Source organism: Aeromonas sp. DSM 116730, assembly GCF_046581335.1.
Classification (GTDB): domain Bacteria; phylum Pseudomonadota; class Gammaproteobacteria; order Enterobacterales; family Aeromonadaceae; genus Aeromonas; species Aeromonas rivipollensis.
The window spans coordinates 3451694-3476507 of the sequence record NZ_CP144265.1 but is presented as its reverse complement, the minus strand read 5'-3'; the positions used below and the strand labels follow the sequence as shown (position 1 = coordinate 3476507).

General features: G+C 60.0%; 25 protein-coding genes and 1 tRNA gene. 21 read left to right on the top strand and 5 right to left on the bottom strand.

The window, feature by feature from the left end; genetic code table 11:
• The first annotated feature begins 602 nt into the window (after window positions 1–602).
• The 4 genes from Aeroheme_RS15885 to Aeroheme_RS15870 all read left to right on the top strand — a co-directional run bounded on the left by Aeroheme_RS15885 (window position 603) and on the right by Aeroheme_RS15870 (window position 5957).
• On the top strand, window positions 603–2327 hold the full coding sequence (locus tag Aeroheme_RS15885; RefSeq protein WP_106887630.1) for a dipeptide ABC transporter ATP-binding protein: 1725 nt from the start codon (window positions 603–605) through the stop codon (window positions 2325–2327).
• Between the two features lie 58 nt (window positions 2328–2385).
• A complete protein-coding gene (locus Aeroheme_RS15880) occupies window positions 2386–3942 on the top strand; it encodes an ABC transporter substrate-binding protein (RefSeq protein WP_106887629.1) in 1557 nt (518 codons plus the stop codon).
• A gap of 95 nt (window positions 3943–4037) precedes the next feature.
• Entirely contained in the window at window positions 4038–5012 is a 975-nt protein-coding gene (locus tag Aeroheme_RS15875; protein ID WP_025326037.1) for an ABC transporter permease, read from the top strand.
• A 3-nt stretch (window positions 5013–5015) separates the two neighbouring features.
• Window positions 5016–5957 carry an ABC transporter permease gene (locus tag Aeroheme_RS15870; RefSeq protein ID WP_025326038.1) on the top strand — a complete coding sequence of 314 codons (942 nt, stop codon included), beginning with the start codon at window positions 5016–5018 and terminating at the stop codon, window positions 5955–5957.
• Window positions 5958–6184: 227 nt separating this feature from the next.
• On the opposite strand, the gene dxs is transcribed toward Aeroheme_RS15870, so the two are convergent.
• Genes dxs through xseB form a run of 3 tightly spaced genes read right to left on the bottom strand, consistent with a single transcriptional unit; the run spans window position 6185 to window position 9214 of the window.
• Window positions 6185–8050 carry a 1-deoxy-D-xylulose-5-phosphate synthase gene (gene dxs, locus Aeroheme_RS15865; RefSeq protein WP_411166174.1) on the bottom strand — a complete coding sequence of 622 codons (1866 nt, stop codon included), beginning with the start codon at window positions 8048–8050 and terminating at the stop codon, window positions 6185–6187.
• 21 nt (window positions 8051–8071) lie between these two features.
• Window positions 8072–8962 carry a (2E,6E)-farnesyl diphosphate synthase gene (gene ispA / locus Aeroheme_RS15860; protein WP_411166173.1) on the bottom strand — a complete coding sequence of 297 codons (891 nt, stop codon included), beginning with the start codon at window positions 8960–8962 and terminating at the stop codon, window positions 8072–8074.
• Window positions 8963–9214: an exodeoxyribonuclease VII small subunit gene (gene xseB, locus Aeroheme_RS15855; protein WP_025326041.1), complete on the bottom strand. Its 252-nt coding sequence runs from the start codon at window positions 9212–9214 to the stop codon at window positions 8963–8965.
• A gap of 234 nt (window positions 9215–9448) precedes the next feature.
• Here xseB and pomA point away from each other — a divergent pair, with 234 nt between their 5' ends.
• The 10 genes from pomA (at window position 9449) to greA (ending at window position 17378) form a co-directional block, all read left to right on the top strand.
• Window positions 9449–10207 (top strand): flagellar motor protein PomA, encoded by a 759-nt coding sequence (gene pomA / locus Aeroheme_RS15850; RefSeq protein WP_106887625.1) that lies wholly within the window; start codon window positions 9449–9451, stop codon window positions 10205–10207.
• Between the two features lie 8 nt (window positions 10208–10215).
• Window positions 10216–11109 carry a flagellar motor protein MotB gene (locus tag Aeroheme_RS15845; RefSeq protein WP_025326043.1) on the top strand — a complete coding sequence of 298 codons (894 nt, stop codon included), beginning with the start codon at window positions 10216–10218 and terminating at the stop codon, window positions 11107–11109.
• Between the two features lie 387 nt (window positions 11110–11496).
• Window positions 11497–11868, top strand: a complete 372-nt coding sequence (locus Aeroheme_RS15840; protein ID WP_368169899.1) for a BON domain-containing protein — start codon at window positions 11497–11499, stop codon at window positions 11866–11868.
• A 165-nt stretch (window positions 11869–12033) separates the two neighbouring features.
• On the top strand, window positions 12034–13155 hold the full coding sequence (locus Aeroheme_RS15835; RefSeq protein WP_411166172.1) for an ABC transporter permease: 1122 nt from the start codon (window positions 12034–12036) through the stop codon (window positions 13153–13155).
• A 1-nt stretch (window position 13156) separates the two neighbouring features.
• Window positions 13157–13948, top strand: coding sequence for an ABC transporter ATP-binding protein (locus Aeroheme_RS15830; protein WP_368169901.1), 792 nt, complete (start codon window positions 13157–13159; stop codon window positions 13946–13948).
• Window positions 13945–14898 carry an MlaD family protein gene (locus Aeroheme_RS15825; RefSeq protein ID WP_368169902.1) on the top strand — a complete coding sequence of 318 codons (954 nt, stop codon included), beginning with the start codon at window positions 13945–13947 and terminating at the stop codon, window positions 14896–14898. Before Aeroheme_RS15830 ends, Aeroheme_RS15825 begins: the two co-directional genes overlap by 4 nt.
• Window positions 14895–15563 (top strand): ABC-type transport auxiliary lipoprotein family protein, encoded by a 669-nt coding sequence (locus Aeroheme_RS15820; protein WP_168234526.1) that lies wholly within the window; start codon window positions 14895–14897, stop codon window positions 15561–15563. The genes Aeroheme_RS15825 and Aeroheme_RS15820 overlap by 4 nt, the downstream gene beginning before the upstream one ends.
• Before the next feature lie 349 nt (window positions 15564–15912).
• A complete protein-coding gene (locus Aeroheme_RS15815) occupies window positions 15913–16071 on the top strand; it encodes a hypothetical protein (protein ID WP_163147005.1) in 159 nt (52 codons plus the stop codon).
• A gap of 77 nt (window positions 16072–16148) precedes the next feature.
• On the top strand, window positions 16149–16517 hold the full coding sequence (locus Aeroheme_RS15810; protein ID WP_106887621.1) for a PRC-barrel domain-containing protein: 369 nt from the start codon (window positions 16149–16151) through the stop codon (window positions 16515–16517).
• Between the two features lie 384 nt (window positions 16518–16901).
• Window positions 16902–17378 (top strand): transcription elongation factor GreA, encoded by a 477-nt coding sequence (gene greA / locus Aeroheme_RS15805; RefSeq protein ID WP_041205192.1) that lies wholly within the window; start codon window positions 16902–16904, stop codon window positions 17376–17378.
• Window positions 17379–17426: 48 nt separating this feature from the next.
• Here greA and Aeroheme_RS15800 read toward each other — a convergent pair whose 3' ends face one another.
• Window positions 17427–18020, bottom strand: coding sequence for a PilZ domain-containing protein (locus Aeroheme_RS15800; protein WP_111910385.1), 594 nt, complete (start codon window positions 18018–18020; stop codon window positions 17427–17429).
• A gap of 105 nt (window positions 18021–18125) precedes the next feature.
• Entirely contained in the window at window positions 18126–18422 is a 297-nt protein-coding gene (yhbY, locus tag Aeroheme_RS15795; RefSeq protein ID WP_025326057.1) for a ribosome assembly RNA-binding protein YhbY, read from the bottom strand.
• 97 nt (window positions 18423–18519) lie between these two features.
• Here yhbY and rlmE point away from each other — a divergent pair, with 97 nt between their 5' ends.
• From rlmE to Aeroheme_RS15760, 7 genes are all read left to right on the top strand, one after another.
• Complete coding sequence (rlmE, locus tag Aeroheme_RS15790; RefSeq protein WP_005326622.1) at window positions 18520–19149, top strand: 23S rRNA (uridine(2552)-2'-O)-methyltransferase RlmE; 630 nt, start codon at window positions 18520–18522, stop codon at window positions 19147–19149.
• A 45-nt stretch (window positions 19150–19194) separates the two neighbouring features.
• Complete coding sequence (gene ftsH / locus Aeroheme_RS15785; protein ID WP_111910384.1) at window positions 19195–21147, top strand: ATP-dependent zinc metalloprotease FtsH; 1953 nt, start codon at window positions 19195–19197, stop codon at window positions 21145–21147.
• Window positions 21148–21230: 83 nt separating this feature from the next.
• A complete protein-coding gene (folP, locus tag Aeroheme_RS15780; protein ID WP_411166171.1) occupies window positions 21231–22076 on the top strand; it encodes a dihydropteroate synthase in 846 nt (281 codons plus the stop codon).
• Window positions 22077–22093: 17 nt separating this feature from the next.
• Window positions 22094–23428: a phosphoglucosamine mutase gene (gene glmM / locus Aeroheme_RS15775; RefSeq protein ID WP_106887617.1), complete on the top strand. Its 1335-nt coding sequence runs from the start codon at window positions 22094–22096 to the stop codon at window positions 23426–23428.
• A 131-nt stretch (window positions 23429–23559) separates the two neighbouring features.
• A complete protein-coding gene (gene tpiA / locus Aeroheme_RS15770) occupies window positions 23560–24324 on the top strand; it encodes a triose-phosphate isomerase (RefSeq protein ID WP_163154251.1) in 765 nt (254 codons plus the stop codon).
• On the top strand, window positions 24325–24651 hold the full coding sequence (secG, locus tag Aeroheme_RS15765) for a preprotein translocase subunit SecG (RefSeq protein WP_025326063.1): 327 nt from the start codon (window positions 24325–24327) through the stop codon (window positions 24649–24651).
• Between the two features lie 9 nt (window positions 24652–24660).
• A tRNA-Leu gene (locus tag Aeroheme_RS15760) sits at window positions 24661–24745 on the top strand.
• Window positions 24746–24814: the final 69 nt, after the last annotated feature.

The window sequence follows — 24814 nt, the reverse complement described above, 5'->3', positions numbered from 1 at the left end:
GCCCGCTCTTTCGATACAATTAAGCTTCAGGCGCAGTTCCTTGGTGGGACTGCGCCTTTTTGTATGCAATCCCCCCGGCTTGTCCGGTGATGGCGCACCGGGCTCTGGCAGATCATTCTGAGTTGACCCTATTTATCTCTGCTTAGTTTTCCTTCATCCAGATATGCTGCCGCTAAAAAATCATTTCACATAAATATTCACTACTCATTCGAAGCCGCGTAGTCTGTATTGAATAGTGGATTCGATTGCTTGTTACATCTTTGTTGAAATTTAAATAAGCTAATCTCTCGCATTGCCATCACAATCTCTGTTAATGTGATATTTATCGACATTTTGCGCCAATGACGAGTGCGTTATCTGCGCAAAGTATTGCGAAATTGTATAACTGGATCATTTACACCCGCGGGCAAACCGACTAACTTACTCGCGGGTTATTCCAAAAAAATGCAAAAAACCCGCCCGGATCGCTGGTTTGGCTGCCTCATGGATTGAGCGTTTATTACACAAGACAAGCTCTCAACATAAGTACCAAGGCACAACCAGCATCTGCGGCTGATTTACGGACGAATTATTTGGGACGGATGTCCCCCGCAGAGGTAACCATGTCCTTGCTCGAAGTGAAAAACTTGCGGATCGAGTACCCCTCCCGCTATGGGGTGCTGGCCGCGGTCAAGGATCTCTCTTTTTCCGTGGAAAAAGGCGAGATCGTCGGTGTGGTCGGTGAATCAGGTGCCGGCAAGTCCACCATAGGCAATGCCGTCATCGATCTGTTGAGCCCGCCCGGTCGCATCGCCCGTGGCGATATCTACCTCAACGGCGAGCTCATCTCCGGCAAGAGCCAGAACGAGATGCGGGCCATCCGTGGCTCCCGTATCGGCTTCATCTTCCAGGATCCCATGACCTCCCTCAATCCGCTGTTCACCGTTGAACAGCAGTTGGTGGAGACCATACTGGCCAATACCGATCTCAATCGCGAGGCCGCCTTTGCCAAGGCCCTCGAGCTGATGGGGGCGGTCGGGATACCGCAGCCGGAAATCCGCATCAAGCAGTACCCGCACCAGTTCTCCGGTGGCATGCGCCAGCGGGTGGTCATCGCCATTGCGCTGTCGGGGGATCCCGAGCTCATCATCGCCGATGAGCCGACCACGGCGCTTGACGTTTCGATTCAGGATCAGATCCTCCAGCTCATCCGCAACCTCTGCAAGGAGCGTCAGGTGGGCTGCATGCTGGTGACCCACGACATGGGCGTGGTCTCCAACGTCACCGACAAGGTGGCTGTCATGTATCGCGGGGATCTGGTTGAGTTCGGCACCACCGAACAGGTGCTGGGTCGCCCCAGCCACCCCTATACCCGCAGCCTCATCTCGGCGGTGCCCCGCTCGGATGTGAAGCTGGTGCGCTTCCCCCTGGTCTCCTACATAGAGGATGCCGGTGCGCCGGATCTCAGCATCGATCTCAAGACCCACTGGCTCGGCCAGAGTCAGGACGAGCGCAGCTATGAAGGTGCCCTGCTGCGGGTGGAGAACGTGGATCTGAAGTTCGTTACCAAGGATTCCATCTTCCCGAGCCGCCGCCAGTACGTGCGTGCCTGCAACAACATCAGCTTCGAGATCTTCGAAGGGGAGACCTTCGGTCTGGTGGGGGAGTCGGGCTCCGGCAAATCCACCATAGCCCGTGCCATCACGGGCCTCTATCCGCCCGATACCGGCAAGATCTTCTTCGAGGGGATCGACCTCACCGCCCTGAAAGGGGAGCATGAGCGCCGCCCGCTGCGCCGCCAGATGCAGATGGTGTTCCAGAACCCTTACTCCTCGATGAACCCGCGCATGAAGGTGCGTGACATCATCGCCGAGCCGATCCGCTTCCACAAACTGGCGAGCAGCGAGAGCCAGATCCAGGGCATAGTGAGCGATCTGCTGGATCACGTCGGCCTCGGCCGCGGGGCAGGGGTCAAGTATCCCCACGAGTTCTCAGGTGGTCAGCGCCAGCGCATCTCTATCGCCCGCGCCCTGGCGACCCGGCCGCGCTTCCTCATCTGCGACGAGCCCACCTCGGCGCTGGATGTCTCGGTGCAGGCCCAGATCCTCAACCTGCTCAAGGATTTGCAGCAGGAGCTTGGGCTCACCATGCTGTTCATCAGCCACGATCTGCCGGTCATCCGCCAGATGTGCGATCGCATCGGCGTGATGCAGCACGGCCACCTGGTGGAGGTCGCGGAGACCGAAAAACTATTTACCAATGCCGAGCATGAGTACAGCCGCAAGCTGATCTCCCTCATGCCGGAATTTAAGGGAATGTCCCGCGAGGGGCTGGAAATCGCAAGCTAGGAAAGCACCGGCTCGCCGGTTTGTCTGTCAATAAAAAGCCAAAAGCATGGAGAAAGACATGAAGAAAGGATTATCCAAGATCGCCATGGCGCTGTTCGCCGCTGGTCTCGCGTTCAACGTTTCTGCCGCCGACATCAAGGTTGCCGTCGCCTCTGACGCCACCTCGCTGGACCCGCAGGAGCAGCTCTCCGGTCAGACCCTGGAGATGTCTCACCTGGTGTTCGATCCCCTGATGCGTTACACCCAGGATCTGCAATTCGAGCCGCGTCTGGCCGAGAAGTATGAGCGCATCGACGACAAGACCGTCCGCTTCCACCTGCGCAAGGGTGTCAAGTTCCACTCCGGCAACGACTTCACCGCCGATGACGTGGTATGGACCGTCAACCGTCTGAAGGCCTCCCCGGACTTCAAGGCGATCTTCGACCCCATCGCCGAAGCCAAGAAGGTGGATGACTTCACCGTGGATCTCGTCACCGCCAAGCCGTTCCCGCTGGTGCTGCAGACCGTCACCTACATCTTCCCGATGGACTCCAAGTTCTACAGCGGCAAGGATGAAGCCGGCAAGGACAAGGCCGCCATCGTCAAGAACGGCGACTCCTATGCCTCTACCCATGTTTCCGGTACTGGTCCGTTCAGCGTCAAGTTCCGCGAGCAGGGCGTGAAGCTGGAGTATGCCCGCAACGCCAACTACTGGGACAAGGCCTCCAAGGGCAACGTCCAGAACCTGACAGTGGTACCGATCAAGGAAGACGCGACCCGCGTAGCCGCCCTGCTGGGTGGTGACGTGGACATGATCTACCCGGTTGCCCCGAACGATCTGGAGCGCGTGAAGAACGGCAAGGATTCCCAGCTGGTGACCCTGTCCGGTACCCGCGCCATCATCATCGAGCTGAACCAGAACACCAACCCGGCGCTCAAAGACAAGCGCGTGCGTCAGGCAATCAACTACGCCATCAACCAGGTGGGCATAGTCGACAAGATCAACAAGGGCTTCGGTACCCCCGCTGGCCAGCTGAGCCCGAAAGGCTATGCCGGTTACAACGAGGCGCTCAAGCCCCAGTATGATCTGGCCAAGGCCAAGGAGCTGATGAAGGAAGCCGGTTACGAGAAGGGCTTCAAGATGACCTTCATCTCCCCGGCTGCCCGCTACGTCAACGACGTCAAGATCGCCCAGGCCGTCTCCGCCATGCTGTCCAAGATCAACATCAAGGTGGATCTGAAGACCATGCCGGTTGCCCAGTACTGGCCCGAGTTTGACAAGTGCGCCTCCGACATGCAGTTGATCGGCTGGCACTCCGACACCGAAGACAGTGCGAACTTCTTCGAGTTCCTGACCTTCACCAAGGATGCCAAGACCGGCATGGGTCAGTACAACTGCGGCGGTTATGCCAACGCAGAAGCTGACAAGATGGTGATGGAAGCGAACACCGAAACCGATCCGGCCAAGCGTGCCGCCATCCTGCAGAAGGTGGAAGCCATGCTGATCGACGACGCTGCCTACGTGCCCTTGCACTGGGAAGACCTGGCCTACGGTGCCAAGAAGAACGTCGACATCAAGCCTGTGGTCAACGTGATGAACTTCCCTTACCTGGGTGACCTGGTGGTCAACAAGTAAGTGAAGCGCTAAGGAAGGACTTGGCGGGGCGCCCATGGGTGCCCCGTCATTAACAGAAGCCTGTGCCAAGACACAGGCCACGTAGAAGGACAAGCATGTTTACATTCCTGCTGAAACGGTTCTATCAGGCCGTGATAGTGATGTTCGTCATCAGCCTGGTCGCCTTCTCCATCCAGGACAACCTGGGGGATCCGCTGCGCGAGCTGGTGGGACAATCCGTCTCCGAGTCCGTGCGCCAGGAGCTGCGCGACAAGATGGGCCTCAACGATCCCTTTTTGGTGAAATACAGCCGCTTCTTGCAGAACGCGGTGCAAGGGGATCTGGGCACCTCCTATTTCTTCAAGCGACCGGCCCTCGAGGTGATCCTCGACAAGCTGGTGGCTACCCTTGAGCTGGTGTTTGCTGCCGCGCTCATCATCGTCGTGGTCTCCATTCCGCTGGGGGTTTATTCGGCGATAAGGCCGCGCAGTTTCCTGACCAAGCTCATCATGGCGGTGAGCAGCATCGGCATCTCGATCCCGGTCTTCCTGACCGCCATCATGCTGATGTACCTCTTCTCCATCCAGCTGGGCTGGCTGCCGGCCTATGGCCGTGGCGAGACCTACAACCTGCTGGGCTGGGAGTCGGGCTTCTTTACCTGGGACGGTATACTGCACCTGATCCTGCCTGCGGTGTCGCTCTCCTCCATCATGCTGCCGCTGTTCATCCGGCTGGTACGCTCCGAGATGCTGGAGCAGCTCTCCTCCGAGTACGTGAAGTTCGCCCGTGCCAAGGGGCTGGACAACAACAAGGTCTACTACAGCCACGCCCTCAAAAACACCATGCTGCCTGTCATCACAGTCGGCGGCGTGCAGATCGGCACCATGGTGGCCTACACCATACTGACCGAGAGCGTGTTCCAGTGGCCGGGGACGGGTTTCCTGTTCCTCGAGGCGATCCACAGGGTCGATACCCCGCTGATCACCGCTTACGTCATCTTTGTGGGCCTTATCTTCGTGGTGACCAATACCCTGGTCGACCTGCTCTACGGGTTCATCAACCCGACCGTCAACCTGACCGCCAAGGGGTAACAGATGACTAACGCTGTAACTGCAAGCCCAAGCCGTTGGGCGCGATTCAAGAACTCTGACATCGTCTACTACTTCCTGCGGGACAAGGTAGCCATGTTCAGCTTTGCGGTGTTTGTGGTGTTCGTACTGGCGGCGCTGCTGGCGCCCTGGCTGGCACCGCACAACGTCTATGACCAGACCAGCTTCGATCTGATGGATGCGGAGCTGCCTCCCTCCTGGCTGGAAGGGGGCGAGGCGCGCTTCTGGCTCGGCACCGACAACCAGGGTCGTGACATCTGGAGCACCATCCTCTATGGCGCCCGCATCTCGTTGACCATAGGCCTGTTCGCCGTCGGTCTGCAGCTGGTGCTCGGCATCGTCATCGGCCTCATCGCCGGTTACTTCGGTGGTCGCATCGACAACCTGCTGATGCGCTTTGCCGACGTGCAGCTGTCGTTCTCCACCATGATGGTGGCCATCATCATCTCCGCCATCTTCCAGGCGACCTTTGGCTCCGAGTTCTACTCTAAGTTCGCCATCCTGATGCTGGTGGTGATCATCGGCATCGCCGAGTGGCCCCAGTACGCCCGGACGGTACGCGCCTCCGTGCTGGCGGAGAAGAAGAAGGAGTATGTGGAAGCGGCCCAGGTGATGGGGTTCCGTGCCCCGCGCATCATGTTCCGCCACATACTGCCGAACTGCCTGTCGCCCATCCTGGTCATCTCAACCGTGCAGGTGGCGAACGCCATCATGAGCGAGGCGGCACTCTCCTTCCTGGGGCTGGGCATGCCGGTGGATCAGCCGTCGCTGGGCTCGCTCATCAGCGTGGGCTTCAACTACATCTTCTCCGGCTCCTGGTGGATCACCGCCTTCCCGGGCATCTGCCTGGTGGTGCTGGTGCTGGTCATCAACCTGCTGGGTGACTGGCTGCGGGATGTGTTCAACCCCAAGATCTACAAGGGCTGATAAAAACCTGTCCTCACACTTACTGCGAGGGCGTGATCAAGGCTCATGTGCTGCTCGCTTATGTGGAACCAAAGAGTGCTCACGTATGTCTATACGTTCCGGTTCCTGAGCAGCTTGTAACCTTGCTGACGCCCTTCTCGCGACAGTGTGTGCACAGGTTTGAAATAATGGATAACAAGAAGGGCGCCATCAGGCGCCCTTCTTTATTTGCTCGTCAACGAGCCTGTTCAGGTCAACAGCCAGGCCTCTATGCTGGCCTGAATGCCAACGGCATCCAGCCCCAGCTGGGCATAGATCTCCTCCTGGGTACCTTGCTCCACGAAGCGATCCGGCAAACCGAGATTCAGCACAGGTTTGCACTGCTTGGCACGCATCAGCAGCTCGTTCACCGCAGAGCCAGCCCCGCCCATGATGGCGTTGTCTTCCAGAGTGACAAACTGATCGTGGGAGGCGGCAAGGGAGAGCACCAGCGCCTCGTCCATGGGCTTGACGAAGCGCATGTCCACCAGGGTGGCGTCCAGCGCCTCGGCGGCGGCCTTGGCCTGATGCAGCAGGGTGCCAAACGCCAATATGGCGGTGCCCTTGCCTTCACGAATGACGCGACCCTTGCCGAGTGCCAGCGCTGTCATCTCGCCCATTATCTCGGTGCCGCAGCCGCTGCCACGGGGGTAGCGCACCGCCGCGGGCTGGTTGCACTGATAGCCGGTGTAGAGCATCTGGCGGCACTCGTTCTCGTCGGACGGCGTCATCACCACCATGTTCGGCACTGTGCGCAGGAAGCTGATGTCGAACGCCCCCTGATGGGTAGGGCCGTCGGCACCCACCAGACCGGCGCGGTCGATGGCGAACAGCACCGGCAGGTTCTGCAGCGCCACGTCGTGGATCAGCTGGTCATAGGCCCGTTGCAGGAAGCTTGAATAGATGGCAACCACGGGTTTCTTGTCGGCGATGGCCAGGCCGGCGGCGAAGGTGACCGCATGCTGCTCGGCGATGGCCACGTCGAAGTAGCGATCCGGATACTGCTGGCTGAACTTGACCAGGCCCGAGCCCTCGCGCATGGCGGGGGTGATGCCGACCAGCCGCTCGTCCTTGGCGGCCATGTCGCACAGCCACTGGCCGAAGATGGCGGAGAAGGTCGGCTTGCCGCCGGCATTCTTGGGCAGGGCGCACTCGTCCGGGTTGAACTTGGGCACGGCGTGGTAACCGATGGGGTCTTTCTCGGCAGGCTCGTAGCCCTTGCCCTTCTTGGTCTTGACGTGCAGCAGCTGGGGACCCTTGAGGTTGCGCATATTGCGCAGGGTCTCGACCAGAGCGTGGATGTCGTGGCCGTCGATGGGGCCTATGTAGTTGAAGCCGAACTCCTCGAACAGGGTGCCTGGCACCACCATGCCCTTGAGGTGCTCCTCGGCCCGCTTGGCCAGCTCCTTGACCGGCGGCAGCCCCGCCAGCACCTTCTTGCCGCCTTCGCGGATGGTGGTGTAGAGCTTGCCGGACATCAGCCTGGCCAGGTGGTTGTTGAGCGCCCCGACATTTTCGGAGATGGACATCTCGTTGTCATTGAGCACCACCAGCATGTCCTTGTGGACATCCCCAGCGTGGTTGAGGGCCTCGAAGGCCATGCCCGCCGTGATGGCGCCGTCACCTATGACCGCCACCACCTTGCGGCCCAGCCCCTCGCTCTCGGCGGCAACCGCCATGCCGAGGGCAGCACCTATGGAGGTGCTGGAGTGGCCCACGCTGAGCACGTCGTACTCGCTCTCTTCCCGCCAGGGGAAGGGGTGCAGGCCATCTTTCTGGCGAATGGTATGAATGCGCTCGCGCCGACCTGTCAGGATCTTGTGGGGATAGGCCTGATGGCCCACGTCCCACACCAAGCGATCGAAGGGGGTGTTGTAGACGTAATGCAGCGCCACCGTCAGCTCGACTGTGCCAAGGCCGGAGGCGAAGTGGCCGCTGGAGCGGCTCACCGAGCGCAGCAGATACTCACGCAGCTCTTCGCACAGAATAGGCAGCCGCTCTTTGGGCAGGGATCGCAACTCGACCGGCGTATCCGCGAGGGCCAGGTTGGGGAAATCGCTAATATCAACGCTCATATTGTTACTGTTATCCAGCGTTTAGTGGGTTCGCTCGATGATGTAATCGGCAAACGCTTCCAGAATGTCGGTATTGTAGGGCAAGGATTGCAGGGCTGTTAAGGCCTTGTCATGCAGTTCGCGAGCCAGCTCACGGGCATTGTCTAGCCCGAGCAGGGCCGGATAGGTGCTCTTCTCCTGCGCCAGATCCGAACCTTGCGGCTTGCCGAGGGTCGCGGTATCGCCCGTGATGTCGAGAATGTCATCCTGCACCTGGAAGGCGAGCCCGATGGCGGCGGCATAGGTTTGCAGCGCGGCCAGGGTGGCAGGCGCCACGTCGGCCTTGCACAGGGCTCCCAGGGTGACGGCGCACTCGATGAGGGCTCCCGTCTTGTGGCGGTGCACCTGCTCCAGCTCGGCCAGGCTGATGCGGCGGCCTTCGGCCTCCAGATCCAGCGCCTGACCGCCGCACATGCCGAGATAACCGGAGGCGCGGGCCAGGGCGCTCAGCATCTGTACCCGGTTGGCCAGCAGCTCGTCGGGGAGGGGATGGTCCGCCAGTATGGAGAATGCCAGGGTCTGCAGGGCATCACCGGCCAGGATGGCGGTGCCTTCATCGAACGCCTTGTGCACTGTCGGTTGGCCGCGGCGCAGATCGTCGTTGTCCATGGCGGGCAGATCGTCGTGCAGCAGGGAGTAGGCGTGAATGCACTCCACCGCCGCGGCGGGGCCGTCGAGCCGCTCGCTTGGCACCCCCAGCATCTCGCCCACGGCGTAGACCAGGAAGGGGCGTACCCGTTTGCCGCCGAGCAGCAGGCCGTATTTCATCGCGTCCCGCAGGCGCGGCGCCATGGCGGGCAGAGCCTCAAGCTGTGCCGAGAGGCAGTCGTCGATGCGGCGCCGGTGCTGGCGGGAGAAATCGTCCAGGGTCACTCACTCCTCTCCTTGCTCTGATCGAAAGGGGACCGCCTGTTCGCTGCCGTCGGCCTGGGTCAGGAGGATCTGGATCTTCTGCTCGGCTTGCTCCAGCTTCTGCTGGCCGGCCCGCACCAGATGGATGCCCTGTTCGAATTGTTTGAGTGCTTCCTCGAGGGGGAGAGACCCCTGTTCGAGTTGATGCACTATGGTTTCCAGCTCTTCCAGGGTGGCATCAAAACTCAGACGGTCGATTTTTTTACTGGCCATGTCCATCCTCGGGGATTGAAAAAAACGGCTCATCTTAACATCGACCGGGCACAGGGGGGAGGCAGAAAAGTGTGCCGCCCTCAAACTATCCTGACCGCGGCCGATAACAGGGGGCTGGCATCCATCTATTGCCGACGTGTTATGAAGGCGTGCCGGGCTTGCTGCCCGAGGCGCAATAGCAGAAAATTCAACGCAATATAAATAAATGGCAAGTTCGGCGACAGGAGTAGGGATGTGGATTTAGGCAGTCTGATAGGCATAGTGCTGGGATTTGGGGTCGTGGTGTACGGCATGCTGCTGGGTGGCCCCATGAACATGTATGTGGATATGCCCTCGGTCTATATCACCATACTGGGCTCCCTCTTCATCTGCATGATGAAGTTCAACCTCAGCCAGTTCCTGATGGCGTTCAAGGTCGCGGGCAAGGCCTTCATGTACAAGGGCGACAAGCTCGATGACCTGATTGCCAAGGCGGTGGAGCTGGCGGACGCGGCCCGCAAGGGGGGCTTTCTGGCGCTGGAAGCGGCGGAGATCCCCAATGCCTTCATGAAGAAGGGCATCGACATGCTGGTGGACGGCCATGACGCCGATGTGGTGCGCGCCGTGATGGAAAAAGACATAGAGCTGACCTCGGAGCGCCACGTCATCGCCATCAAGGTGTTTCGCTCCCTGGGTGATCTCGGCCCCGCCATGGGGATGATAGGTACGCTAGTGGGGCTGGTGGCCATGCTGGCGAACATGAGTGATCCCAAGTCCATAGGCCCGGCCATGGCGGTGGCCTTGCTGACGACCCTGTATGGCGCCATCGAAGCCAACATGGTGGCCATTCCCATCGCCGACAAGCTGGAGCTGCGCAGCGGCGAGGAGCAACTGAGCCGCACCCTGATCCTCGACGCCATCATGGGCATCCAGGACGGCCAGAATCCTCGCGTGATCCAGGCCATGCTGCAGAACTACCTCAACCAGTCCAAACGCAACAACGGGCTCGACTAGGAGGCCCCATGGCAAAGTGCAAGTGTCCGCCTCCCGGCCTGCCGGGCTACATGGGTACCTTCGCCGATCTCATGTCCCTGTTGATGTGCTTCTTCGTGCTGTTGCTCTCCTTTGCGGAGATGGATGTGCAGAAGTTCAAGCAGATCGCCGGCTCCATGGAGAAGGCATTCGGGGTGCAGAACATCCTGGAGGTGAAGGATATTCCCAAGGGGACCTCGGTCATCGCTCAGGAGTTTCGCCCTGGCCGGCCCGAACCGACCCCCATCGACACCATCATGCAGCAGACCATCGACATGACCCAGACCGAGCTGGATTTTCAGCCCGGGGATGCGGATCAGGCGGGGGGCCATGACAAGACCGAGGGTCAGCAGAGCGGTGGTGACACCGCCCAGCAGGCCCAGAAGGCGCAGGCGCAGTCCAACGAACTGGCCAAGGCGCTGGCCGAGCAGATGCAGGCCCAGATCCAGGACGGGGCCATAGAGATAGAGGCGCTGGGTCAGCAGATCATCATTCGCATCCGCGAGAAGGCGGCGTTCCCGGCGGGTTCCGCCTTCCTGCAGCCCCAGTTCTGGCCGGTGATCCGTAAAGTGGCGACCCTGCTCAAGGATGTGCCCGGGGAGATCACCGTCTCCGGTCACACCGATGACGTCGCCACCGAAGACGAGCTGTTCCAGTCCAACTGGGAGCTTTCGTCCCAGCGGGCGGTGGCGGTGGCCCACCAGATGATCAAGGTGCCCGGCTTTGACGGCAACCGCCTGGTGGTGCAGGGAATGGCGGACTCCCAACCGCTGGTGCCGAACAACAGCCCGGAGAACCGGCGCATGAACCGGCGGGTGGAGATCGCCATCATGCAGGGCAAACCGACGGTATCTGCCCCTATCGGCGTGGCTGATCCCAAGTAGCGTTCGCAAGAAAGCGCGATCCCGCTGGCAGCGGTTGTCTCCGATAACCGCTGCTTCTCTTTTTCTGTTGAGTCGGAGTCGCCTAGCATAGGGCCTCCGCTCGCCGCATGTTCAGGCAAATTGGGTGAGAACAGTGGCCGATTGAACCGCGCCTCTGCGGTTCGCCCGCCCATCAGTCACTCCCAATGCGCCGCCTGTCGCGCGGCAATGCGCTATCATCTCCCCCCTGATCTCATGCCGCTCCCCCGTGGCCTTGTAGACCTCCCGCGTTATGTACGATGCCGTACAGAACTGCGCGCTGCCCCGTGTTACATCTTCGTCACGGCGAATGGATAGCACCCGGGCTGCCGGATGTGCGTTTTTTCAGCCCTCCAGGAAGGAACCACCATGAACCATATCTTCAGTGCCAGCTTGCTCCTCACCGGACTGCTGTTGCTCCCGTTAGCCAGCCACGGCGCCGGGCTCACCGACGACACCGATGCCGCGCAGTCGATGCCATCTGAATCGACGACCATGGAGTCCTCGACGCTGGAATATGTCGAGGACTCGGTCATCACCACCAAGATCAAGGCGGGGCTTGCGGCCGAGCAGATGTCCAGCCTGGTCAATATCCATGTCGATACCGATGATGCCGGGGAGGTCACCCTGAGTGGCGGCGCGGTGGATCAGGCGGCGCTGGACAAGGCCGTCGCGATTGCCATGGGCGTCGAGGGGGTGACCTCTGTCAAGAATGACATCAAGGTCGAGACCGACCGCTAGGCAAACACCCGACGAGCCCTCAGGCCCTGGCACCCTGCCCTGCAGGGGAACCCTTGACCCTGCGGATCCTGCACGCTGCCTGTGTGGCTACCGCCATCGGTCGATGGGGGCCCTTAGGCAGGTCGCCTGTTCGGGGTTGCCACTCCGTCGTCAGGGTGGCCAGCCTTGAAACCGACCACCACACCGGCTGCCATGAGCCGGGCGACGCCACAGGCGCTGGCGTTGTCGGGATCCTGGACTGCGCTGGGTATGGGCAGTCTGACAAGCGAGCTCGACTCCCTTGCCGTCCCGGCCGGAGAGCATTGGGTCATCGACGCCTCTGGTATCGAGGCCCTCGATACGGCCGGGGCCTGGATCCTGCAGACACTGCTGCGCCGGCTGCGTGATGGTGCGGCCGGCGTCGAATTGCACCAACTGCGCCCGGAGTTCGCCAGGCTGTTCGATGCCCTGGCTCAGGAGGCCGCTCCGGGGCCCACATTTCTACCCCGGCCTCTGTCCCGCCTGGAAAGCCTGGGTCAGGGCACGGTGACCCTGCTGGCACAAGGCTGCGCCCTGCTCGCCTTCATCGGCGAGTGCACCTTCGCCTTGGGTGGCTGGCTGGCCCATCCGACACGGATTCGCTGGCGCCCAATTCTTTACAACATCCGCAGCGCAGGTGTCGATGCCCTGCCCATCGTCGGTTTGCTCTCCTTTCTGCTCGGCATCGTCGTCGCCTATCAGGGGGCCGCGCAGCTGCGCCTCTATGGCGCCAACATCTTTGTCGTCGATCTGGTCGCGCTTTCGATGCTGCGAGAGTTTGCTCCGCTGATCACCGCCATCATAGTCGCCGGCCGCTCCGGTTCCGCCTACGCGGCGCAGATTGGCACCATGGCGGTGACCGAGGAGATCGACGCCATGCGCACCATAGGCATTGCACCACTCGACATGCTGGTGCTGCCCAAGGCGCTCGCTCTCCTGATCACTCTCCCCTTGCTCACCCTCTTCGCCGATCTCTTCGGCGTCCTGGGGGGCATGCTGATGGCGCACATCCAGCTGGACGTCGGCACGGCCGAATTCCTCGATCGCTTCGTCAAGACGGTGAGCGTCACGGATCTGCTGATCGGCATCGGTAAGGCGCCGGTATTTGCCGCCATCATAGTGACCGTTGGCTGCTTCCAGGGGTTTCAAACCAAGGGAGGAGCCGACAGCGTCGGACGGCAGACCACGCGCAGCGTCGTCCACTCCATCTTTATGGTGATAGTGGCCGATGCGCTCTTCTCGGTTGCCTTCAGCGCCCTGGATCTCTGAGATGAAGGCGCCAGATGGCAGTGTCACCCCGGCCATCATCATCAGCCAGTTGATGACGCGCTTTGGCGAGCATGTGGTCCATGACGGGATCGATCTGGTGGTCAACCACGGCGAGATCTTCGCGCTGATCGGCGGCTCGGGATCGGGCAAGTCGACCCTGCTGCGGGAGATCATCCTGCTTCAGCAACCCGAGTCGGGCTCGATCCGGGTGCTCGGGGTCGATCTCGCCAACATCGAAGACGCCGACGCCCTTGCCCTGCGCCAGCGCTGGGGCGTCATGTTTCAGAGTGGCGGCTTGTTCGGCTCCCTGACCGCCAGGGAAAACGTGGGTCTGCCGCTGCGTGAGCACACCGAACTCGCACAAGGGCTGATCGACGACATCGCTGACAGGAAGCTGGCGATGAGCGGCCTGGAGCCGGTCGTGGGTGATCAGTACCCGGCCGAGCTGAGCGGCGGCATGCTAAAGCGCGTTTCGCTGGCACGTGCCCTGGCCCTCGATCCCGAACTGCTCTTTCTCGATGAGCCGACTGCAGGTCTGGACCCCGAGAGCGCTGGCGAGATTGACAGCCTGATCCGCAAGTTACGCGATCTGTTCGGCCTGACCATAGTCCTTATCACCCACGATCTCGATCTGCTGTGGCAGGTGGCCGACCGCGTCGCCGTGCTCGGTGACGGCAAGGTGCAGGGGATAGGGTCGATGACAGCGCTGGCAGAGATGGATCTGCCGGCAATCCGGCCATTCTTCGAGGGCCCGCGAGGGCGGGCCGCCGAGCAACGCAGCGAGGGGACATGATGGAAACCAAGGTCAGTTACGCCCTGGTAGGGGGTTTTGTCGTCATCCTCGGCACCCTGCTGGTGGCCGTCATCCTCTGGCTCGCCTCGGGAGGGGCTTTCCAGAAGGCATACGATCTCTATCTGGCGATCTCGGAGGAGTCGGTCGCCGGCCTCAATCTCAATGCACCGGTCAAATACAACGGTGTTGATGTCGGCAGGGTCAGGCAGATACGGCTCGATCCGACCAATCCCGAGCAGGTCAATCTGCTGTTCGCCATCGAGCGAGGCACGCCGATCAGGCAGGACACTGTGGCCGTGCTCAAGACACAGGGCCTGACGGGCATCGCCTACGTCGAGCTGAGCGGCGGGGCCAGCGACATGCCCCTGTTGCAGGCCACCCCTGGCTATCAGTATCCGGTGATCCGCACCCATCCATCGCTTGCTGCTCGCCTCGAGAACGTCCTCACCAGCGTGCTGGCCAAGCTGGACAGTACCTCGAACAGCCTCAACGCCCTGCTCGGTCCGGAGAATCAGGCGGCCTTCCAGAGCACCCTGACCGACATTGCCCGGGTGGCGCATACCCTGGCCGAGCGCAACGAGAGCATAGATGCCGGCCTGAAGGATGCGGCCAGGGTGATGAAAAACAGCGCAAGCGCGAGCCACGAGCTCGCCCCCCTGATCGCGCGTATCGGGCGGGCGGCGGATGCCGTCGAGAAGATGGGCAATGAGATCGCCGGCACCAGTGCCAGCGCAGGCAAGACCCTCAACGCGGTCGGCAGCGACATCAACCGCTTCACGGCGGAGACCCTGCCACAGCTGGAACGCCTGCTCGGCGAGCTCAGCGTGCTGACGACCTCGCTGCGCCGCCTCAGCGAGCAGACCGAACGCAATCCCTCCGGACTCCTGTTTGGCCGCAAGCCGGTGCCGGATGGCCCCGGAGAATCATCCGAAGGAGGGAAACAGCCATGATCCGCCAGCCACCACCTCCCTTCACCCGGCTCGCCATCACCGCGCTGTTGCTGCTCCTGCCCACTGCCTGCAGCATGTTCGATGCGACCAAGGTGCCGCCACCGGCCTTCTATTCGCTCTCCGGGGTGGGTGCATCCCCCCCGGCCAAGGCCGCAGCGGCCAGACTGGGCGCCGCGCCTACGCTGATCGTCAACCCACCACGTGCCGCCCCCGGTTTCGACAGCCAGCGGATCATCTATGTTCGCGAGCCCTATCAGCTGGAGTATTTCGCGCACAGTGAATGGATCGATACGCCCGCCCGGATGATAGCCCCACGCATTGTCGCCGCACTCGAGGGCACGGGGGCCTTTCGCGCCGTCGTCCTGGCTCCCAGCCCGGCTGCGGGGGATCTGCGCCTCGATGTCGAAATCATCCGCCTGCAGCAGGAGTTCGACAGATCACCCAGCCGTACCCGCTTCACGCTGCGGGCCTACCTGGTGGACAGCGACAGCCGCCAGGTGCTGGCCTGGCGCGAATTCGACGAGACAGTGCCAGCACCGCAGGCCAATCCCTACGGCGGCGTGATGGCGGCCAATAGTGCCGTTCAGCAGGTCGTGCAGCGCCTGGCCAGCTTCTGTGCCGACGCCGCGGGCAACTGGCGCCCCTCACCCGGGGCACGTCGCTGAACCGCAGACATGGCAGAGAAAAGGGGGCAGGCACAGGCCGGGGAGCTGCAGGCTCCCTTGGTTCTGACATCTGGATGGGGCTTCATCTTGATGCCTGACACTCAGCCTCTCCTGTCGGCGGGTTGTGTCGCCTCGGGGCCTTGCCGGCGGTAGCCGGGGGAGGGGGTCGAGCAAGTGGTGCTCTGATTTAACGCAGCATCAGCGAGCCATTGGTCAGGTGCCGGGCCCGTGCTCTATGTGGGTCAACGTACAGACCCCCTGTTGTGTGCGGCTTATTCTCACGATGGTTGGTGCGGGATCCCTTGTTGCTTCTCGCACCCCTCATCCAACTGACTATCAGGAGTTCATCATGAACAAGGACCAACTCAAGGGTCGTACTGAAGAGACCAAAGGCAAGGGTAAGGACGATAAGGAATCAAAGGGGGCGATTCCAGTGTCCGCCGGCAAACACCAGGCGGCCCCCGACGATAGAAAAGAAGAGCGCAGGGACGCCAGAAAGGGGAAATAAAACGTCACCGCGTTGGTGAGCGTTCTGCCAACGCTCTTTCCCCTCACTCTTTCTTCCAACAATGTCAGGAGTATCAAATGAACAATATCATTCCATCCAGCCGTCTTGGGTCAAGAGTACTCAGCGCCAGCACGCTCAGTGGCGACGATGTGTACGACCCGAGAGGTGAAAAGCTGGGCAGCATCAAGGAGCTCATGCTGGATATCGAAAACGGCAAGGTGTGCTATGCGGTGCTCTCCTTCGGCGGTTTCCTCAGTCTCGGCGAGAAGCTGTTTGCCGTACCCTGGAGTGCCCTGAAGGTCGATACTGAAAACAAGCGCTTCATCATGGATACCACAGAGGAACGCATGAAGAATGCCCCGGGTTTTGATAGCGACCACTGGCCCAACATGGCAGATACCTCTTGGGAAAAGAGCATTTACAGCTATTACGACACCAGGTACTGAGGTGGTTTTGCACGCTGGCTTGATGTTGGTCTGCCTTTTGATCCCCTCCGGCCTATGATCGCCAGCAAGGCATGGAAACGTGTCTGCAAGCAGGATTTCACCTAGGCAAGGCGAGGCTCGATGCGGTGGTGAGCCTGATCAGACAACCAAAACGAAAATATTGCAGCCAGGGTCAAGGTCGCCGTGGCTGCCTCCGCTCGCCTCATCCTCTCGATTTTCTTCAGCCTCCCGGCAGGCCTCTGGTCATTCAAAGCGCGATCCCGCTCGCAGGGGCTGACATGGATTTTGTGGCGGCTTCATATTAAGATGCCTCATCCGAACCGATAGCTGCGGCTCTCTTTGATTGCCGCAGCTTCTCTTTTTCAAGCAACCCAGGTTTCGACTATGAATCATACTCCGATGACTGTTCGCGGCGCTGAAAAGCTGCGTCAAGAGCTCGACTATCTGAAGAGCGAGCTGCGTCCCCAGATTATCGAAGCGATTGCTGATGCCCGTGAACATGGTGATCTGAAAGAAAACGCCGAATACCATGCCGCTCGCGAGCAGCAAGGTTTCTGTGAAGGCCGCATTCAGGAAATTGAGAGCAAGCTCTCCAATGCCCAGGTGATCGATATCACCAAGATTGCCAACAATGGCCGCGTCATCTTCGGTGCGACCGTGACTCTGCTGAAAAGCGAAACGGAAGAGGAAGTGGTCTACCGCATCGTGGGTGACGACGAGGCGGACATCAAACAGAACATGATCTCCGTGAACTCGCCCATTGCCCGTGCCCTGATCGGCAAGGAAGTGGACGACGTGGCCATCGTCAAGACACCGGCTGGCGATGTTGAGTACGAAATTCTGGAAGTCGCCTACCTCTGACGATGAGGGGCGGTGAAGAGACAGGGGAGCCCGGCTCCCCTGTTGCATTTAGTCCCCCTGATAGGTCTGGACGAAGGCGTCCTGATGACGTTGGAAGAGCCAGTCCCGCAGTTGCTCCTGATCTCCCTTGTCCAACTGGAATTGCAAGGCCCAGTCATGGTGCTTCTGGTGGGACTGGACATGCCTTATGAGGGTGCCGCTCAGTGCCAGGGGAGGCAATCCCTCGATGCCGAGGGTGCCGTGCAGCCGATCGCCCTTGGTCAGAGTCGGTGGCAAACCGGCCACGATGAGACCGCCGAGGGAGAGGCTGTGCACCTCATACTCGGCATCGCTGGTGTGCAGGACGGCTTTCTCATCGAGTCGCCAGGCGCGCAGGTGAGGGGAGCCCAGCTCTGTGATGGTGGGGGCGGCGATACGCAGCTCGGTGTGGCCTTCCGCCGCCAGGGTACAATGCAGCGGAAAACGCAGTTGATGGCCGGCGATACGGGCCTCGATCGTCAAGGGGCTGGCCCGTTGCAACAGGCTCTGTAGGGGAAGACTCAGGTTGCCTCGCAGGAACTGGCCGGCGGCCATGTCCTCTGCGTTTCCCAAGTCCTGCAGCATAGCCAGCTCCTCGTCGGTGAGAATCTGATGCTTGTCCATAGTGGGTGTCCGCAAGTATTCATCGCAGGTTAAGGGCCTGACGACTATTTTGGCAAGCGACTTGGGAAGAAGAGAAATGAAGGAAAGAGCGAACGCTCTTTCCTGTTACTTGCGGGGCAACTGGATCTTGGGTTCTGTGGCCTGACGATAGATGGTCAGTACATGGCCCATGCTCTGTACCTTGATGGCGCCTGTCTCACGGACGATGGCTTCCATCACCAGCTGTTTCATCTCACGATCTTCAGACGACACCTTAACCTTGATCAGCTCGTGGTGGTTCAGCGCCAGATCGATCTCGGCCAGCACCCCTTCGGTCAGGCCGTGTTGTCCCAGCAGGACGACCGGCTTGAGGCTGTGGGCTAGGCCCTTGAGGTACTGTTTCTGTTTATTGTTGAGAATCATGGCAATTTCTTCATAAGTCAGGGTTGAAAGGGGCGTATTCTACCCCCACTTAGCCCTTAATACTAATAACCCTTGTGGTTTTTTAAAGTCGACAATCATGACCCAGAAAAAACATTCCCCCAGTTCAACCCGCTGGTTAAAAGAACATTTTGACGATCATTACGTCAAAAAAGCCCAGAAGTTGGGACTGCGTTCCCGTGCCGTGTTCAAGATCGATGAGATCCAGGGCAAGGACAAACTGCTCAAGCCGGGCATGACGGTGGTGGATCTGGGGGCGGCCCCCGGTGGCTGGTCCCAGTTTGCCATCGATCAGGTGGGTGACAAGGGGCGAGTGATTGCTTGCGATATTCTGCCGATGGATTCCATTGCCGGTGTCGATTTCCTGCAAGGGGACTTTCGGGAGGAAACTGTGCTTGCCGCCTTGCTGGCACGAGTGGGCCCGGACAAGGTTGATGTGGTCATGTCTGACATGGCGCCCAACATGAGCGGGACCCAGCAGGTGGATCAGGCTCGCTCCATGTATCTGATCGAGCTGGCGCTGGACATGTGCAATCAGGTCCTGCGCAGTAATGGCAGTTTCGTGGTCAAGGTATTCCAGGGGGAGGGGTTTGATGCCTATCTCAATGAAATTCGTAGACTTTTCTCTGTCGTCAAGATTCGTAAACCAGACTCCTCCCGTGCCCGTTCACGAGAAGTCTACATTGTGGCTACCGGTTTTAAACTGTAGTACCCTAACCCTCATCGTTAACTGTCAGTCTGCGAGGTCATTGATTTGAGTGACATGGCGAAAAACCTAATCCTGTGGCTGGTCATCGCCGTCGTGCTGATGTCGGTATTCAATAGCTTCAGCCCCAGCGATACCACCAGTCGCCAGCTGGACTATTCCAGCTTCGTGAAAGAAGTGACCCAAGAGCAGATCCGTGAAGTGCGGATGGATGGCAAGGTCATTAATGGCGTCAAGCGCACCGGTGAACGTTTCACTACCATCATCCCTGCGCCGGATCCCCAACTGCTCAACGACATGCTCAACCACAACGTGAAGGTGATGGGTGAGAAGCCGGAAGAGCCGTCTCTGATCACGTCCATCTTCATCTCCTGGTTCCCGATGCTGTTGCTGATCGGTGTCTGGGTCTTCTTCATGCGTCAGATGCAGGGCGGCGGTGGCAAGGGTGCCATGTCGTTCGGCAAGAGCAAGGCTCGCCTGATGAGTGAAGATCAGATCAAGACCACCTTCGTCGACGTGGCGGGTTGTGACGAGGCAAAGGAAGAGGTCAAAGAGCTGGTCGACTATCTGCGTGATCCGACCAAGTTCCAGAAACTGGGCGGCAAGATCCCCACCGGCGTGCTGCTGGTCGGCCCGCCCGGTACAGGTAAGACCCTGCTGGCTAAGGCCATCGCGGGTGAGGCCAAGGTGCCCTTCTTCACCATCTCGGGTTCCGACTTCGTCGAGATGTTCGTGGGTGTCGGTGCCTCCCGGGTGCGCGACATGTTCGAGCAGGCCAAGAAGTCTTCCCCCTGCATCATCTTCATCGATGAAATCGATGCGGTCGGTCGCCAGCGTGGCGCCGGTCTGGGTGGTGGCCACGATGAGCGTGAGCAGACCCTGAACCAGATGCTGGTCGAGATGGATGGTTTCGAAGGCAATGAAGGCGTCATCGTCATCGCCGCGACCAACCGTCCAGACGTGCTGGATCCAGCTCTGCTACGTCCGGGTCGTTTCGACCGTCAGGTCGTGGTCGGTCTGCCGGATGTCCGCGGTCGTGAGCAGATCCTGAAAGTACACATGCGCAAGGTTCCGTTGGCGGATGACGTCAATGCCGCTGTGATTGCTCGTGGTACCCCGGGCTTCTCCGGCGCCGATCTCGCCAACCTGGTCAACGAAGCCGCCCTGTTCTCCGCCCGTGAGAGCCGTCGTGTGGTCTCCATGCTGGAGTTCGAGAAGGCCAAGGACAAGATCATGATGGGTGCGGAGCGTCGCTCCATGGTGATGAGAGACTCCGAGAAGGAGATGACTGCTTATCATGAAGCCGGTCATGCCATCATCGGCCGTGTCGTGCCGGATCATGATCCCGTCTACAAGGTCTCCATCATTCCCCGTGGCCGTGCCCTTGGGGTGACCATGTACCTGCCGGAGCAGGATCGCTGGAGCCACTCCAAGCAGCATCTGGAGTCCATGATCTCCAGCCTGTACGGTGGTCGTCTGGCGGAAGAGCTGATCTACGGTGCCGAGAAGGTATCGACCGGTGCTTCCAACGACATCGAGCGTGCCACCGACATCGCCCGCAAGATGGTGACCCAGTGGGGTATGTCCGAGCGTCTGGGCCCCATGCTCTATGCCGAAGAAGACGGTGAAGTATTCCTTGGTCGCAGCATGGCCAAGGCCAAGCACATGTCCGACGACACCGCGCGCGTCATCGATGCCGAGGTCAAGCAGGTCATCGATCGCAACTATGCTCGTGCCAAGCAGATCCTGCAGGACAACATGGATGTGCTGCACACCATGAAGGATGCCTTGATGAAGTACGAGACCATAGATGCCAAGCAGATCGACGATCTGATGGCCCGTCGTGAGGTCCGTGCTCCCAGCAACTGGCACGATGAGCACGGTGACACCCCGCAAGGCGGCGCCAGCGTGAGCAGCGAGCCCGAGGTCAAGGCGCAGGCCGATGACAACAGCGCACCGCGCAATGACATCGACAAGGCGAACGATGTGCCGGCCAAATAAGCTTTCATGATCCAGACCCCGGGCTTGCCCGGGGTTTTTCTTTATGCGATACCCAGATTTTCTTGTGACAGGTAGATGTAAAGATGCAACTAATCAGCAAGGGGCGCAGCCTCTCCCTGGATCGTCCCCACGTCATGGGGATCCTCAACGTGACGCCGGACTCCTTCTCCGATGGCGGCCGCTTCAAGCCGCTTGAACTGGCCCTGTCCCATGCCCGCCAGATGATGGAGGAGGGGGCCACCCTCATCGACATCGGCGGCGAGTCGACCCGCCCCGGCGCCCCCGATGTGAGCGAGCAGGAGGAGCTGGACAGGGTCATCCCCGTGGTCGAGCGGATGGTGCAGGAGCTCGATGTAATGATCTCCCTCGATACCTCCAAGGCTGCCGTGATGAGGGCGGGCTGCTCGGCAGGCGCCCACCTCATCAATGACGTGAGGGCCCTGCTCGAGCCCGGTGCTCTGGCTGCCGCGGCAGAGGCTGACGTGCCCGTGTGCCTGATGCACATGCAGGGACAGCCAAGAACCATGCAGGCCGAACCCCATTACGACGACTTACTGGGGGAGGTGAGGGCCTTCTTCGACGAGCGGATAGCCGCTTGCCTGGATGCCGGGATCCCGCGCCAGCACCTGCTGCTGGATCCGGGTTATGGCTTTGGCAAGACGGTGGCACACAACTATCAGTTGCTGGCCGAGCAGCAGAAGTTGCTGGATTACGGTCTGCCGCTCTTGGTGGGGATGTCGCGAAAGTCTATGATAGGCAATCTGCTTGGCCGCCCCGTTGATGAGCGGCTGGCCGGCAGCCTGGCCTGCGCCCTGATCGGGTTGCAACATGGCGCCAGGATCATTCGGGTGCACGACGTGCGAGCCACCATGGACGCGCTGCGCGTAGGCTGGATGACCATGACGGGACAAGATTTCGTATCCAGATAAAATAACGAGAACAGACAATGACCAGAAAGTACTTCGGCACAGACGGTGTGCGCGGCAAGGTGGGTGAATACCCGATCACCCCGGATTTCGTGATGAAGCTGGGCTGGGCCGCCGGCAAGGTGCTCTCCAAGAAGGGCACCAAGAAGGTGCTGATCGGCAAGGACACCCGGATCTCCGGCTACATGCTGGAATCGGCGCTGGAAGCGGGCCTCTCCGCTGCGGGCCTCAAGGCCATCTTGATGGGCCCCATGCCGACGCCGGCGGTGGCCTACCTGACTCGCACCTTCCGTGCCGAGGCTGGCATCGTCATCAGCGCCTCCCACAACCCCTATTACGACAACGGCATCAAGTTCTTCTCCGCCGACGGCACCAAGCTGCCCGATGAGGTGGAGCTGGCCATCGAAGCCGAACTGGATCACGAGCTCAAGTGCGTGGAGTCCGCCGAACTTGGCAAGGCGCAGCGCATCGACGATGCCGCCGGCCGTTACATCGAGTTCTGCAAGAGCACCTTCCCCACCCATCTGAGCCTGGAAGGGGTGAAGATGGTGGTGGATTGCGGCCATGGCGCGACTTATCACATAGCACCCTCAGTGTTCCGCGAGCTGGGCGCCGAGGTGATTGCCATCGGTTGCAGCCCGGATGGCCTCAACATCAACGATGGGGTGGGCTCTACCGCACCTGAGGCGCTGGCCGCCAAGGTGCTGGAGTGCAAGGCCGATCTCGGTGTCGCCTTCGACGGTGACGGCGATCGCCTGGTGATGGTAGACAGCACTGGCTACATCATCGACGGGGACGAGATCCTCTACATCATCGCCCGCGATGCCCTGCGCAACGGTCGCCTCAAGGGCGGCGTAGTCGGTACCCTGATGGCCAACATGGGCCTGGAGCTGGCATTGCAGACGCTCGGTATTCCGTTTGCCCGTGCCAAGGTGGGTGACCGCTATGTGCTCGAGATGATGAACGAGAAGGGCTGGCGCATCGGTGGCGAGAACTCGGGTCACATCATCTGCCTGGATCAGACCACCACAGGGGATGGCATAGTCGCCGCCCTGCAGGTGCTGACGGCGGTGTGCTCTGCGGAGATGCCGCTGGCCAAGCTGCGCTCCGGTATGAGCAAGTTCCCCCAGGTACTGGTGAACGTACGTTTTGCCGAGGGCAAGGATCCGCTGGCGGCCGAAGCCGTACAGCAGGAAGTGGCCAAGGTGGAACAGGAACTGGGTGGCCGTGGCCGTGTCCTGCTGCGCAAATCCGGCACCGAGCCCCTGATCCGGGTGATGGTGGAAGGGGAGCATGAGCAACAGGTGCGTGACATGGCACAACGCATCGCCCAACAGGTCGAATCGGCGTTTTAATGAGCAACCATGGAGGTTTTTTAACCGCCATGGTTGTATCTTGTTCAAACGATTCGAAAATTTGAAAATAGCACTTGTCAGCTGATCATCCTCTGGATATTATCAGCCCCGCTTTCGCAAGGGAGTTGCCGATGGGACATCGCAAGCCGTTTGTAGCAGCCAACTGGAAGTTACACGGTAGTAGGTCGCAGTTAGAGCAGTTTACGAGTCAATGCCTGAAGGGTGTTGGTGATGATGTAGATGTTGTTCTCTGTCCTTCCCATGTGCATCTCGACTTTACCGCACGACTGCTCGATGAGCAGAAGGCGATAAGGTTGGGGGCTCAGAATGTGAGCCAGCACCGACAAGGCGCTTATACGGGTGAAGTCTCGTGTGAGATGCTGGTCGAGGCTGGGTGCCGATACGTACTGGTTGGGCACTCCGAGCGCAGGCGTCTCTTTGGTGAGACCAGCTTTATCGTCGCAGAGAAGTTTGCGGCAGTCAGAGCGGCAGGTTTGATTCCCATCCTTTGTCTGGGGGAGTCAGGTGCTGCGAGGCAGGCGAGAAGAACCTTCGAGGTGATCGCCGAAGAGCTGGATATTGTCATAGAGAAAAATGGCGCGATGGCTTTCGATAATGCTATCATCGCCTACGAGCCGATTTGGGCTGTAGGTACAGGTAAATGCGCCACACCCGAGCAGGCACAAGAGGTTCATTCCTTTATTCGTGGTCGCTTGGCGGAGGATACTCCGGTAATAGGTGAGAAAGTCAGAATCATCTATGGTGGGAGCGTGACGCCGACCAACGCGAGAGATTTGTTTGCCCAGCCCGACATTGATGGCGGACTGATAGGTGGAGCAAGCCTCGATAGCGATGCGTTTTTAGGAATTGTTGAAGCGGCAAAGGGTGCAAGTTAAATGTACGAGATTCTTTTAGTCGTTTATCTGCTGGTGTCACTGGCTCTGATCGGTCTGGTGATGATTCAGCAAGGTAAAGGGGCTGATATGGGCGCCTCCTTCGGCGCAGGGGCATCGAATACTGTATTCGGCTCCGGTGGTTCAGGCAGTTTCCTGACCCGCACAACTGCAATTTTGGCCACTCTGTTCTTTTTGATCAGCCTGGTGCTTGGATCCATGTCAAGCAACAAGGTAAAACAGGGTAGCGAATGGGAAAATCTGCAACAGACTCAGCAAGTTGAGCAGACCAAAGCGCCAGTGAAGAAAGACACTGACGTTCCCGAGTAAAGAGTTTTTGCCGTGGTGGTGGAATTGGTAGACACGCTATCTTGAGGGGGTAGTGCTCTAGGGTGTGCGGGTTCGAGTCCCGCCCACGGCACCAATTAAGCAGTGAGCCCGGGTAACCGGGTGTATTATAGTCAGTCGGTCTTGTATGAAGAGAGCGAACTGG

Bases quoted from the DNA above. Each gene is read 5' to 3' on its own strand.
- Aeroheme_RS15840 (WP_368169899.1), top strand. From the start codon at position 11,497: ATGAACCATATCTTCAGTGCCAGCTTGCTCCTCACCGGACTGCTGTTG.
- yhbY (WP_025326057.1), bottom strand. From the start codon at position 18,422: ATGATTCTCAACAATAAACAGAAACAGTACCTCAAGGGCCTAGCCCAC.
- Aeroheme_RS15800 (WP_111910385.1), bottom strand. From the start codon at position 18,020: ATGGACAAGCATCAGATTCTCACCGACGAGGAGCTGGCTATGCTGCAG.
- Aeroheme_RS15830 (WP_368169901.1), top strand. From the start codon at position 13,157: ATGAAGGCGCCAGATGGCAGTGTCACCCCGGCCATCATCATCAGCCAG.
- Aeroheme_RS15870 (WP_025326038.1), top strand. From the start codon at position 5,016: ATGACTAACGCTGTAACTGCAAGCCCAAGCCGTTGGGCGCGATTCAAG.
- Aeroheme_RS15880 (WP_106887629.1), top strand. From the start codon at position 2,386: ATGAAGAAAGGATTATCCAAGATCGCCATGGCGCTGTTCGCCGCTGGT.
- rlmE (WP_005326622.1), top strand. From the start codon at position 18,520: ATGACCCAGAAAAAACATTCCCCCAGTTCAACCCGCTGGTTAAAAGAA.
- Aeroheme_RS15820 (WP_168234526.1), top strand. From the start codon at position 14,895: ATGATCCGCCAGCCACCACCTCCCTTCACCCGGCTCGCCATCACCGCG.
- xseB (WP_025326041.1), bottom strand. From the start codon at position 9,214: ATGGCCAGTAAAAAAATCGACCGTCTGAGTTTTGATGCCACCCTGGAA.
- glmM (WP_106887617.1), top strand. From the start codon at position 22,094: ATGACCAGAAAGTACTTCGGCACAGACGGTGTGCGCGGCAAGGTGGGT.
- secG (WP_025326063.1), top strand. From the start codon at position 24,325: ATGTACGAGATTCTTTTAGTCGTTTATCTGCTGGTGTCACTGGCTCTG.
- Aeroheme_RS15810 (WP_106887621.1), top strand. From the start codon at position 16,149: ATGAACAATATCATTCCATCCAGCCGTCTTGGGTCAAGAGTACTCAGC.
- Aeroheme_RS15815 (WP_163147005.1), top strand. From the start codon at position 15,913: ATGAACAAGGACCAACTCAAGGGTCGTACTGAAGAGACCAAAGGCAAG.
- greA (WP_041205192.1), top strand. From the start codon at position 16,902: ATGAATCATACTCCGATGACTGTTCGCGGCGCTGAAAAGCTGCGTCAA.
- dxs (WP_411166174.1), bottom strand. From the start codon at position 8,050: ATGAGCGTTGATATTAGCGATTTCCCCAACCTGGCCCTCGCGGATACG.
- folP (WP_411166171.1), top strand. From the start codon at position 21,231: ATGCAACTAATCAGCAAGGGGCGCAGCCTCTCCCTGGATCGTCCCCAC.
- Aeroheme_RS15875 (WP_025326037.1), top strand. From the start codon at position 4,038: ATGTTTACATTCCTGCTGAAACGGTTCTATCAGGCCGTGATAGTGATG.
- Aeroheme_RS15845 (WP_025326043.1), top strand. From the start codon at position 10,216: ATGGCAAAGTGCAAGTGTCCGCCTCCCGGCCTGCCGGGCTACATGGGT.
- Aeroheme_RS15885 (WP_106887630.1), top strand. From the start codon at position 603: ATGTCCTTGCTCGAAGTGAAAAACTTGCGGATCGAGTACCCCTCCCGC.
- tpiA (WP_163154251.1), top strand. From the start codon at position 23,560: ATGGGACATCGCAAGCCGTTTGTAGCAGCCAACTGGAAGTTACACGGT.
- Aeroheme_RS15825 (WP_368169902.1), top strand. From the start codon at position 13,945: ATGATGGAAACCAAGGTCAGTTACGCCCTGGTAGGGGGTTTTGTCGTC.